Origin of the sequence: Domibacillus indicus, assembly GCF_000970685.1 — a bacterium.
Classification (GTDB): Bacteria; Bacillota; Bacilli; order Bacillales; family Domibacillaceae; genus Domibacillus; species Domibacillus indicus.
The window spans coordinates 50397-62256 of sequence record NZ_LAJB01000017.1; the positions used below are offsets into that span (position 1 = coordinate 50397).

The 11860-nt window shown below is 45.1% G+C and carries 7 protein-coding genes and 1 pseudogene; all 8 read right to left on the reverse strand.

Annotation, left to right across the window (positions count from 1 at the left end; translation table 11 throughout):
- Positions 1-140: 140 nt before the first annotated feature.
- The 8 genes and pseudogenes from VP98_RS15430 to VP98_RS15465 all read right to left on the reverse strand — a co-directional run bounded on the left by VP98_RS15430 (position 141) and on the right by VP98_RS15465 (position 11852).
- Positions 141-1658 carry an extracellular solute-binding protein gene (locus VP98_RS15430; RefSeq protein WP_046176300.1) on the reverse strand — a complete coding sequence of 506 codons (1518 nt, stop codon included), beginning with the start codon at positions 1656-1658 and terminating at the stop codon, positions 141-143.
- Positions 1659-1815: 157 nt separating this feature from the next.
- Positions 1816-4407, reverse strand: a pseudogene (locus VP98_RS15435) (exo-rhamnogalacturonan lyase family protein).
- The gene (locus tag VP98_RS15440) at positions 4352-4633 is read right to left on the reverse strand and encodes a hypothetical protein (protein WP_046176301.1); all 282 of its coding nucleotides are present in this window, start codon (positions 4631-4633) and stop codon (positions 4352-4354) included. Before VP98_RS15440 ends, VP98_RS15435 begins: the two are co-directional and overlap by 56 nt.
- An 18-nt stretch (positions 4634-4651) precedes the next feature.
- The gene (locus VP98_RS15445) at positions 4652-5836 is read right to left on the reverse strand and encodes an oligogalacturonate lyase family protein (protein WP_046176302.1); all 1185 of its coding nucleotides are present in this window, start codon (positions 5834-5836) and stop codon (positions 4652-4654) included.
- Entirely contained in the window at positions 5773-7836 is a 2064-nt protein-coding gene (locus VP98_RS15450; protein WP_082087955.1) for a beta-galactosidase, read from the reverse strand. Before VP98_RS15450 ends, VP98_RS15445 begins: the two co-directional genes overlap by 64 nt.
- Positions 7833-9641, reverse strand: coding sequence for a rhamnogalacturonan lyase (locus VP98_RS15455; RefSeq protein ID WP_046176360.1), 1809 nt, complete (start codon positions 9639-9641; stop codon positions 7833-7835). Before VP98_RS15455 ends, VP98_RS15450 begins: the two co-directional genes overlap by 4 nt.
- Before the next feature lie 221 nt (positions 9642-9862).
- Positions 9863-10822, reverse strand: coding sequence for a 2-hydroxyacid dehydrogenase (locus VP98_RS15460; RefSeq protein WP_046176361.1), 960 nt, complete (start codon positions 10820-10822; stop codon positions 9863-9865).
- Positions 10823-11000: 178 nt separating this feature from the next.
- Positions 11001-11852 (reverse strand): sugar phosphate isomerase/epimerase family protein, encoded by an 852-nt coding sequence (locus VP98_RS15465; protein WP_046176303.1) that lies wholly within the window; start codon positions 11850-11852, stop codon positions 11001-11003.
- Positions 11853-11860 lie beyond the last annotated feature (8 nt).

Sequence of the window (11860 nt, forward strand, 5' to 3'; positions counted from 1 at the left end):
GAATCTGCGGGCTTTGCCTGCGGCACATCAACAGCCAGTTCAGTTTGAGAAGAATTTGATTTAAATAAAGACATGAAATCCCTCCTTTTCTTTTAACTCAATCGGGCAGGCAGCTCATCACCCCCTGCCCGATTGTATACTTACTTTTGTGCTTCTTTATAAAGTTTGTTAATCTCTTCAATATAGTCATTTCCGCCTGATGTTTTCCAAAGCTCAATGGCCTCTTTGAAGCCTGCTTCATCAATTTGGCCGACGATAAATTTAATTCGGGCATCATTGATAATATTGTCAAGCTGCTGTCCTTTTTGAGCATACACTTCAGATAAAAGAGCTTCTGCCGGATTTGGTACGACAATCTCTTCGTTTTCCACTTTTACCTGTTCTTCTTTTTCAATAAGAGGTGTTAGTTCCTCTGTATAAAAACGATTTTCAGGGATTCCTGTCTGGAATTGATTCAAATCAACAAATTCATTGGCACGCGGGTCCGTTAACTCAACAAGCGGCTTATACTGATCTCCTTCAAGCTCATAATGAGTCCCTTCCACACCGTTATAGGCAAGGACTTGTGCTTCCTTTTCACTTAACTTATCGATAAATGCAAGTACTTCTTTCAGCTCTTCCTCGGTTTCAACACTTGCTTTCGGAATAGCCAGCATTCCTGAATAGCCCGATGTCGGCAGATTAAACAAGCCATTTGGCCCTTCCACCGCTCCGAATACATCAAGCGGCTCTTTCAACTCCGGTTTCGCCTGCAGCATTGTTTCCTCTGCCCGGTGAGCACGGTCCAGTACATCCACAATCGTTCCTGCCTGGCCGTTTAAAAGCGGGTCTCCCCATTTCTGTGGGTCCATCACAGCAAAGTCTTCATTGATCAGCCCTTCATCATAAAGCTTTTTAAAGAATTTTTGCGCTTCAAAGTATTCATCCGTCATAAAATCCGGCTGAAGCTTTCCATCTTTATCTTCACCCCATTTGTTTGGAGCGCCGAACCATGTCTGCATAACATCAAAAGGACCCGTATATTTAGAAATAACCATTCCATATGTGTCATTCTTGCCGTTTCCATCCGGATCTTTCTCTGTAAAGGCTTTCATAGTGTTGTAAAATTCATCAATTGTTTTTGGGTTTTCCATTCCTAAATTTGTAAGCCAGTCTTTTCGAATGATTACACCATTTCTGCCAAGCGGCCTTGCACGGTAGATGCCGTAAATCTTTCCATCGATTGAACTGTTTTGCAAGGTAATTTCGTTTGCCTGGCTTAAATTAGGATAGTCCTTTAAATACGGACCTAATTCCCAGAATGCATCATCTCGGACAGCGCTTACAAAACTAGGCAGCTTTGTTGGGATCATAATAATTTCAGGAAGGTTCCCCGATGCAAGCGTAATGTTTAATTTATCTGCATAAGCACTATCAAGCACCCAGTTCATTGTAATGTCTTTTCCGGTAAATTCTTCCAGTTCTTTCAAAGCCGGACTGTCCTCCGCCGGCGGTTCAGTTGTGTAAGCAGTTGTCATGATGGTAATAGAATCTTCTGATCCTTCGCCTGAAGCATTATTTTCTTCATTACCGCCACAGGCAGCTAAAGAAGCGACCAGCATAGACGAGAGAATGGGAAAAGCAATTTTGTTTCTTGACCATTTCTTGGATTGTTTCATAACCTGTGCCCCCTATTTTATTGTTTAGTCCATCGTGCAGCTCCCATGCCGAAGCGGGTTGATGTCTAACCTAAACGTACTCGGAAAAATATTTTCTGACAATTATCATTTTTTGTAACGCCTAAAACATTGATTTAACAAGGTTTTTAAGCTTTTTTCACTTTATTGCCGGCATTGTCTTTTCTTGCAACTGGACTTCCGGGAGCGAATCTCCGATCCATTCAAGAGCCATAATTGTGTTTAGTGCCCACTGTGATGCAGTATTTGTAGTGATGGAAGGAATCTCCTCCATCTCCCTCCACGCCTTCACTTTATTTGATATAATTGGAAGCTGCATCTCACTGATAGCCGGTGTAAGCAGCAGCTCCCATGCTTTCGCAGCAAGCTGTTCATCTTGTTTATAAGCTGCCGCATATGCAACCATTCCGGCAGCGAGCATAGGCAAAGGGAAGAAATCATTATGCAGTACTCCATTTGTGCGGTTTCTTTTTTCTTCATCGCTTAGCACATAAAAAGCACCGAACTCTGCCAGCATGGCTTCCCACTCTTTATCTTCAAAAGTATCTGCCATCTCCATCCATACTTGCGGTGCACCGAATGCGATCGTCATATGATAGCTGCCTGCCGTCCCGTCGCCTTTATGATGAAGCACGGAGGTTTTTGGATCGTAACCGAATGTTGGCCCTGACAAAAGCCGAAGCGGCAGGCTTTTCAACTTATTCATTCCTGTTTTTATTTTTTCTTCGTACATTTCATTCTCGGTATGTTCCCATTCAAACAGCCAGTTCGAACAAAAAGCAGCCCAGTCCGGCCCGGTTCTGGCGTGTGTTTTATATTCATCGTCCGGATAAAACTCCCTCATCGGATCCAGTGAAGCAATCGCTTCATCGGCATCTTTTACACTTTCCAGCAAATCGCGGGTCCGCTCGTCAGTTGTTAAAAAATAATAATATTTATGAAGGCCTGCCATACTAATCCGGGCCTCTTTACAGCCGCAGCCCCAGTGTGAAACATTATGACGTGAGCCGAGGCCTTTATATTCGCCGAAATGATAGCGGTCCACTTCACTTGTATGGCGTGTCATTGCTTCTGCCATGCTGAAAATATCACTTCTTCCCGACCGCAAAAACGCATACCAGAGCCATATATTCGGCACAAGCTCCGTGTTCTGCCAGGCAAAGCCTCCCAGGTCATAGCGCCATTGATGGCGAACCGCATCATACGTGTGCATAACATCCCCATAATTCCAATAACCGTACCATTTTCTTTGCTCAATTTCGTTCTGGTAAAATGCAATCGCTCTGTCAAGCTGCTCTTCTATCTTCACTTTTTTTGGGTTTTCTCTATCCGGCAAGCTCCATCTGCCCAGTGATTTGTTCTGGTGATAATACTCGGGTTCGCAGACAAGCAGCTGCGGCTGCTGCCATTCGTTTAGTGTATTCATTAAGAAAGAATGCTCTGGATTCTGGCTGAAGCATTCAATAACGATTTCACTTGTATTGGCTACACCGTAAGGAGTTGCTCTTAGCTCATCAAATCCTTCATACGCACTTACAACGTGGGTTTCGTCCGTATAATGACGCAAATCCATTGCTTCTGCATCAGGTGCCCAGAACCAGGCAGTCAAGGCAGCTGCGGATTGGTTCAAACCATTCACTTCCAGAGACGACGGATGCTTCTGCCAGAAATTTTTAAAACGGATAACCAGGCCGTTTTCTTCACTGCCTGCATACATCAATCCTTGAGCCCTTGAGCCTTGGGCCGCATCCAGCCACGCATGTCCTTCTTTTGTCCGTTTTTTTATAAAATACGTATCTGATGAGGTTTGTGAGATTTTAAAATCGTTCCAAATTGAATTCTGCCGAACATTCTCAAGCAGCGGACCAGTGATATTTACTTTCTCTCCACGAATTTGTTTCTCAAAAAGGCCGCCTGCATCCCGATGGCGTCTTGTCAGCAAAAGCTGGGCCGGCTCTGAAAAAATCCCTTCATCTCCTGCAAAACGGACATTCCTGTTCCATGGCTCACCGGACATTGGCACTGAAAAAGTCATTCCAACTCCTTTTATAAAATCCTTATTTGGATCGCCGTCATAAAAAAAAGTGTGGACGATCCGTAAGGAATTCATGTTTTTATATGCATATAAACGGATGACAAATGGCCAGACGGCGGAATGTCCCAATTGTTCCTGGTGAACCCCTTCTATTTTAATTACACAGCGGATCGGGCCTTCTTGTTCGATACTGGCACGCTGAACCCGGCTGCAAAGTGTTCTTTGCTTTTGAATAAAAGTTCCCTCATTTTGTTCTCTTGTTTCATGAACAATGACCGCTTTCCCGTTTTCCCCAATGATTTTGTCATTAAGTTTAATAGATTTGATAACCTCTTCTCCCTGCTTCATTACTTGAACCTGAAGCGGGCCGGTACTTATATAAATTTCACTTTCTGTTTCTGTAACCATTTTTTCTTTATCCGCCGGCTGCCGGCCGCTGCTTTTTTCAAGCTGATATTCACTGGCTGCCGTTTTGAATACAGCAGACTGTCCCGTCCATTTAATGCTTCCATCCGGCCAGTATGCCATTGGCCATGATTGGACCGGAATCTCCTTCCCTTGCTCGTCTGTTAAAGAAAGAGCTTCCCCTTTTTGCAGCTCTCCTTTTTTTCATGGCACTCCCCATGAAATACCAGTTTGATCAGTCGGTTGTTTGTTTAGCCAGTGCAGTTTCATCCTGTTCCTCCTTATCTTCATTTAGTAAAAGAGCGGAAAGAAAAATAAGCGCAAGTCCCTGTCCCCAGCCCTGAATTCTTTTTTTAGGTGTTTCTTTGTAGCCGGTTTTATCACGCATAACCGCTGTTCCTGCTAAAACACTTAATACTGCGCCGTCATGTGCTGTGTGATCCATTAAAAAAGTCCGGTCAACGATCTGGTCAATCGTTTTTGTTATTTCTGGTTTATCTATTATCAGTTTTGGCATTTCTTTTCCTCCAACCTATTAGTTCACAGCTTCTGTACCCGGAAGCATTTCAAACTCCGGCACTTCCGCTATGTAGACATGTCCATATCCGCTCATATCACTTGTAAACAGCACTTTTGAACTGTCCGGACTGAAGCGCGGATGTATATGAACATGCTGCGTTTGAAAGCTGCCGCGATGACGGCATAGTTTTCGAGGTCCCTGCATCTTCCCATTTTCCTTTTTCCAGAGAAAGATATAATCCTGTGCAGTACCGTCGGGGTAAGCACTTGACTGCTGCCCATCCCCAACAATAAGCTCAGTATTATTTGAATGAATATGCATATTTTGATAAGGAAACGCATACTCTTCCGCATCGGTGTTATCAAAACGGATGGAGCCAATAAACTTTCCGTCTTTTCGATTCAATGATTCCGTAAAGCCATGATAGCCAATCCTCACTCCATCAGCGTGCCAGTATTCATGGCCGGCATACTCTCCTTTCTGTCCGTTCCTTACTTTCCATGCCTCTCCTGTTTTTAAATTCAGTGCCCAAATCCGATGATCGACATTTTCCCATGGGCCCTCATGACAAAACGTTAATAAGTCTTTCTGTGTTGGAGAAGTATTGACATGGCCAATCCAGCGTTTTTCTTCACGGACTATACGTGCTTTTTTTGTCTCCAGCTCTACTGTCCAAATTTGACTGTGTGGACGGGCTTTTTCTATTTCTTCAAATCCAACATAGCCCTGCCCTAAATTGGCGGCGATCAAATCACTGACATCTTCACTTATGCCAAAGCAAAGCGACTCTCCATCAGCGGTCACGGACAAATTGCTGAACTGGAAGCCTGCCGGCAGCTGAAACAAGCTTTTTTCTTCATATGTGTCCAGGTTGAGCGCAACAATAGATTCATTTAAAGTAAAATACGCTTCATTTTTTTTTGGATTGATATAAGTGCCCTGAATCCCTTTTTTTGCTGCTGGATCCAAGTCTGTCAGCTGCACGAGTTCACCTGATGAGATATCAATGCTGTATAAATTCAGTGCATTTTCACGCTCTGAGCCAATTAATAGCTTTTTTCCATTGTCGTACCAGCCGTCGTTTGTAAAATACAAATGAAAGTGATGGCTTAAATAACTGGTCAACTGTGTAATTGTTACACCTGTTGCCGAGTCCCGAAAGACCTGCTTTTCACTTGCCCACACTCTTCCTTTTCCCATCCTGATTCCCCGCTCTCTGTTTTAAATTGAATAACTGTGTATTCATACGGACCGACTTTTAATGTTCCCTTTTGGATATTTTTTCTCTTTAACAGATCAATACCATCCTTTGGCAGTGTAATGCTGCCCCCTTTGCCATCCATGTTGATAACCACCCATACTATTCCCTCATCATTAAATCGTGGGGCAACGATAGTTCCATTTTCAGCATCCGTCTGTAAACCTAAGCCTGCTTCTTCCGCATAATGATGAATCAGCTTTTTAAGCATCCGGTCTCCCGGCTCTCCGGCCGGCATAGAACCGAGCATGACGATTTTTCCTTTTCCGATCCGGCTTTCGGATAAAAATGATTTTCCGACACTCATTCCCTGCTTGATGTGTCCCATTGCCCGACTGCTCTTGTCGTCAAAAACTGCACTCCACATGCTGAGTACGGCTTCTTCTCCAAAAGCGGAGCCGACTGAATCCGTTCCATCCATCGGATACGTTTGAAGCACTTTTACATTCGCTGCCTGCTCTAAACAGCCAAGTGCCGCTTTTGTATGAATGGTATGCTCTTTTGTTCTGCCGCCGGTAAGAGGGCCTGCAAGCCAAATGCCGCCTTGCTCTGCAAATCGCCGGGCGCGGTCAATATATTCGTCTGATAAATAATGAATAAATGGAGTAAATAAAAGCTTATATCCCGATAAATCAGCTTGTTCTGGGATAAGATCACGATGGATGCCCATTTTCAGCAATCTTTCATAAAAGTCAGTAATCAAACTTCTATACTGAAGCTTCTGGTGTGGTTCCGTCTGCAAAAATACCTTTGCCCGATCTGAATACGTAATCGCTGCTTCAGCTTGAAGCGGTCTGGTATGAAGCAGGATTGGCTCTAATTCCTGCCGGGCTTCTTCAACTTCAAGAACATTTTTATATCCAATCGCCGGTGTGCCCCACGCACTAATAATGGAGCCATGCGGCTGCTCACACCCGGTTCTTTGCTGGCGCCATAACCAGTAGCAAAACCCTTCTGCACCCAGAGAATAAGCCGCTGCCGCTTCTGCTTTTACATAGCCGTCTGGATGCGGGCTTGCATACCCGGCCAGTGAACCGCTGTAGGAAGGGCTGGTTTCCATCACCCAGAAAGGACTGTCTTTTTTCACATTTCTCCAATAATCGCAGTTGATTAAATAAGCTGCCATATTTTCCTGAGAGGCGTACGTATCATACGAAGCAAAATCCAGCTGCTGAAAAAGCTCTTCATTATCCACCTGAAAAGCAATACTGCTGTTATGGGTAATAGGCTGGTCACAACACTGCCGAATAATGGCCGCCTGCTCATTCGCAAATTCGGCGGTTTTTTCCATTGAAAAAATCCGGTAATTGGTTACAAGAGAAGAATTGTGCAGGAACGGTGTTGCAGCCGGCTGCGGAACTTGTTCAAATGATTGATAATGCTGGCTCCATATGTGTGTGCCCCACTTTTCATTCAGCCGTTCTATTTTCCCAAACTTTTTTTCAAGCCATTGATGCCAGAGATTTTCACATGTACTGCAGAAACATTCTGCAACGTGGGATTTAAATTCATTATCCAGCTGCCAGGCAATAACACCCGGCAGACTGCCAAGCTCCTGGGCCAGATGCTTTGTCACTTCCCCCGCTTTTTTTCGAAAATATTTATTGTTTGTACAAATATGCTGGCGGGAGCCATGGCCCATTTTTTGTCCTTCCTGATTTACAAACAGCCTCTCTTCAAAACCGTGAGTCAGCCAGACAGGAGGTGTCGGGGTTGGTGTGCATATAATGGTCTCAATCCCGTTATCATAAAGTGTTTGAATTACTTCTTTAAAAAAAGTGCTATCCAGGCTGCCTTCTTCAGGCTCAATGGACGACCAGGCAAATTCGCCTATTCTCACAACATTAATGCCCGCCTCTTTCATTAGCTGTATGTCCTGCGCGATTGTTTCTTCATCCCATAATTCCGGATAATAAGCAGCACCATGATAAAGTTTTTTCATTTCTGTACGTTCACCTCGTTTGGGTAATACAGGTCGGGCGCAGGCGGCTTTTTCATGTTATGGCCAAGAAAAAAACCCGGATGCGGCGACTGATTATACGCCACATTCTGCCATGCGACTGACAACCGGTAGACTGGGTCATGCATTAATGTGTAAAAACGATAGTCAGTTTCATCTGTTGTTGTATAAATACGCAAAGATTTGCTGTCTGCTGACCGCCAAATCACTTCTTCCCGCCAGTCGCCGAACAAGTCGGCCTGCAGGCAAGGGTTTCCTTTTGTTCCATTATTCGATCGAGTTCCTTTTGCTGTTAATAAATTGACAAGCCGGCCATTTTCATAATCCCATTTGTCAATTCGCCCAATGCCAATGCCCGTTTCCATGTCATATTCATGGTCAAGGAGCTCACGCAGCAAATCGCCATCCCACCAAATGGCGAAATTAAACGATTGCGGGCTTTGCTCACTAATTCGTTCCCCCGTACTGCTGTATAATCCGCCGTCACCATCCCGCCAGTGTGTAGACGACCAGAGCTCCGCCCCTTCATAACGCGGATCAATATCTGCCGCCATTCCTCTTCCCACATCTTCAAAAGACGGAATGCTCCATAACAGCTCACCTGTTTGTGCATCATGAATTTCAGTTCCATGATCGGATGGGGTTTCGTGAACCTGGAATATCTCCAGTCCTTCTCTGGATGGAATAAAGCTGCTGACATGAATGGCATCCCCATGACCAAGCCCGGTTGTATAAAGTCCGGTCCCATCGTGGTCGATCACACAGGAGCCATAAATAATCTCATCACATCCATCGCCGTCAACGTCGGCTACACTGACACTGTGGTTGCCCTGGCCGCTGTACCCTTCATTTGCGGGCTCCAGGCTGTCAAATGTCCACACTTTTTCAAGCCGGCTGCCGCGCCAGTTATACGCCGCCAGCACTGCTCGTGTATAGTAGCCCCGGCACATCACAATGCTCGGTCTTTCTCCATCTAAATACGCAACACAGGCAAGAAAACGGTCAACACGATTGCCCTCATCATCTCCCCAGTCTATTCCCCGGCCTCGTGGAGGTTCGTACTCAATCGTTTCCAGCGCTTTACCTGAGATGCCTTCAAAAACGGTTAAATATTCAGGACCCTCTAAAACGAACCCTTTTTGATTGCGATAGTCCATGTCAGAATCGCCAATAACCGCTCCTGTTCCATCAATTGTTCCATCTGCAGTTTTGCAGACAATCTCTGCTTTTCCGTCGCCATCAAAGTCATATACTAAAAATTGTGTATAATGAGCGCCGGCCCTTATGTTTTTTCCTAAATCAATCCTCCATAAGTGCGTGCCATCCAGCTTATAAGCATCCAGCAGCACGCTGCCTGTATAGCCGGCATGGGCATTGTCTTTGGAATTTGTCGGGTCCCATTTTAAAATAATTTCGTATTCCCCGTCTCCGTCTATATCTCCCACGCTTGCATCATTTGCCGAATACTCGTATTGAATATTATCTGGCGTTATGCCGCCGGGCGGTTTTTGAAGCGGCACCGATAAGTAGTTCGTATCCCAAACAGCTGCTTCTTCAAAATCAGGCTTCTCAATTCCGCCGATCAAAGGCCTCACCTGATAAGTAGATGTACCGCTTCCTTCTTTATCTAAATAATTTGTGCCGGACTGAAGTTCTTTTGCGATGCATTGGCCGTCACGGTAAACTGAAAAAGAAACGGATTGTTCTTCATGCCCGAGTAAACGCCAGCTCAGATAAACGCCTTTTTCTGTTTTTATGGCGATTAACCCCCGGTTCAGCTTTTCCATTTGCCTCGTTTTTTTCACAGCTCTGTTCCTCCCTTTTTTGTATGCGCTTTCACTTTCTGTTACATTACCTTTCTTTTTTCTTTCCGGCAATGACACTCTTTTGAGAGAGAAGGCACACCGCTAATTGAGACATTTTTGAAAAGTTGCACTTTCTTGATAATACCTAAACAAGCCGCCAGCAATGTGCTGACGGCTTGTTTGATTATGAATTTATCCTTCGATTAGAAGATAGGAGTCTTTAATTCCCTGCCTGTTACACCGGCCACCACGTTCTCCGCGGCCAGCATCGCCATTTTTTTCCGTGTTTCTTCGGTAGCCGAGCCGATATGCGGCAGCGTAACGACATTTGGCATCGAAAGAAGGGGGTTGTCCCGCTCCACCGGCTCCTGCTCAAACACGTCCAGCCCGGCAGCCCAGATCCGGTTTGATTGCAGCGCTTCAATTAATGCCGTCTCATCTACAACCGCACCGCGCGAAGCATTGATAAAAACGGCTGTTTCTTTCATTTGGGAAAATTCCTTTTTGCCAATCAGGCCTTTTGTTTCCGGTGTAAGCGGCGTCATTACACAAACGAAATCCGACCGCTCAAGCAGTTCATCCATCTGGCAATATACCGCATCATATGTATTTTCCGCTTGTTTATTTCGGGAGCGGTTGTGATACAAAATGTTCATATCAAAGCCAAAGCGCGCCCGTTTGGCTAGTGTAGAGCCAATGCCGCCCATTCCAATAATTCCAAGTGTTTTGTGATGGACGTCCAGGCCAAATTGATGATCTTTAAAGCCCTTCTCTGTCCATCCGCCCGTTTTCACAAACTGATCGAGCTCCGGCACGCGGCGCGCGGCAGCCAGCATCAAGGCAACAATCGTATCGGCAACCGTGTCATCGAGTACACCCGGTGTATTCGCTGCCAGGATGCCCCGCTTTTTTATAAGCGGAATATCAAGGTTATCATATCCAACCGATTTGTTTGCAATAACCTTCAAATGTGGCGCCTGGTCCAGCAGTGCTTCATCTACCTTTAAGCGCGTACCGATCAGACCATCTGCTTCTTTAAGCGCTTTCTCAAATTCCGGCATATTTTCTTTGTAATTTGTAAAATACACTACCTCACATGACGCGCGGATGTACTCGAGCGCTTCTTCGTATAAACGATTATAAACTACTACAGTTGGCTTCATTGCGTTCATCCTTTCATGCTTTTCTTTTTCCATTGTAGCACGATCAGGAAAGAATTCTTCTTTATCTTTTGCATTACCTCTTGTTTCTTTAATTTATAAAATAAAAAAGCAGCCTGGCCTGTTTCATCAATAGAAGGTTTTAAAAAAGACTGGCGACTTTTCCGCCAGTCTTCCTTTTTCAATTAATTTTTCGAATTCTTTCTTCTGGCTGCCAGGCAGCTGAATATTTATCCAAATACTGCTTCGCTGACTGCAGGCAGCGCCGCGCAAATTCTTCATAGCCAAGCTCCCTCAGCCGTTTTGCGTGCGGCAGTTCAATCGAATAAGGCACCTGCGGAATGCGGCTTAGAATAGATGCAACATCAATGCCGCCTTCTCCAATATATAGACGTTCTTCTCGCAAAATGCGGGTCATTTCTTCTTTCGATTCCGGGATAGCAGCTGATGCATCACATACGTGTGCAAAATGGAACCATTCACATGGAAGCTGATCAAGGTCTTCCAATTTTTCTCTCGAACGGTGAAAATGATGAATGTCTATCATCAGCCCGTTGTTTTCTTGATTTGCACTTCTTAACAGTTTCACCGCATCTGCCAGCGTAGAAACACCAGCAATCGGCACAAATTCCAGATCGATTGTTAATCCAAACGGCCGGGCTAATTCACATAGTTCCGCAAACCGCTCCAGCGCAAGGGAGCCATCCTTTGTCCAAACACTGCTCAGTACATGTCGGCCGCCAAGCTCCGCTGCGGCTTCCATGGCCGGCAGATAGCTTTTCGGGTCAATGTCATCACAAATACGGGCAAGCTCGATGTCAAGCAGTTTCATTCCTGTATCAGCCATTGCCTTTTTCGTTTCGCGCAGAAGCGCCTTGCTTTCTGTCAATGAAACATCATGCTCACCCGGTACACCCATATGAATAGGCCTCAGGCTGACATAATCATAACCCGTACGGGCAGCAATCGATATCATCTCCGGGGGCGGACAGCCAAGAACGGTCAAATACGCAAGTGAAAACTGGCTGGTCATCTGTTTGC

Coding starts and splice junctions, on each gene's coding strand:
- VP98_RS15430 (WP_046176300.1), bottom strand. CDS start 1,658: ATGAAACAATCCAAGAAATGGTCAAGAAACAAAATTGCTTTTCCCATT.
- VP98_RS15440 (WP_046176301.1), bottom strand. CDS start 4,633: ATGCCAAAACTGATAATAGATAAACCAGAAATAACAAAAACGATTGAC.
- VP98_RS15445 (WP_046176302.1), bottom strand. CDS start 5,836: ATGGGAAAAGGAAGAGTGTGGGCAAGTGAAAAGCAGGTCTTTCGGGAC.
- VP98_RS15450 (WP_082087955.1), bottom strand. CDS start 7,836: ATGAAAAAACTTTATCATGGTGCTGCTTATTATCCGGAATTATGGGAT.
- VP98_RS15455 (WP_046176360.1), bottom strand. CDS start 9,641: ATGGAAAAGCTGAACCGGGGGTTAATCGCCATAAAAACAGAAAAAGGC.
- VP98_RS15460 (WP_046176361.1), bottom strand. CDS start 10,822: ATGAAGCCAACTGTAGTAGTTTATAATCGTTTATACGAAGAAGCGCTC.
- VP98_RS15465 (WP_046176303.1), bottom strand. CDS start 11,852: ATGACCAGCCAGTTTTCACTTGCGTATTTGACCGTTCTTGGCTGTCCG.